This window comes from Planomonospora algeriensis, assembly GCF_977012225.1.
The window spans coordinates 1-243 of sequence record NZ_CDRNDK010001176.1; the positions used below are offsets into that span (position 1 = coordinate 1).

The following is a 243-nucleotide window of genomic DNA, read 5'->3' on the forward strand; positions in this document are numbered from 1 at the left end:
TGGTGGCGGGTCTGCGGGCGCTGGCCGAGGGCGCGGCCGGTGATGCGGCGGTCGGTGGTGGTGCGGTGCCGGGTGTGCCGGCGCCGGGTGTGCCGACCGGTGGTGCGGTGCCGGGTGTGGTGACGGGTCCGAGCGCGGGTTCTGGCTCGGGTTCGGGTGCGGGTGGTGGGTTGGCGTTCTTGTTCGCGGGTCAGGGCAGTCAGCGGGCGGGGATGGGGCGGGAGCTGGCCGAGGCGTTCCCGG

Annotated in this window: 1 protein-coding gene; it reads left to right on the forward strand. The window is 76.5% G+C overall.

All coding sequences use genetic code 11. From position 1 onward, the window contains the following. Positions 1 to 243, forward strand: a 243-nt coding sequence (locus ACWJ6R_RS38315) for a hypothetical protein (protein WP_449066844.1), incomplete at both ends; no start/stop codon positions are given.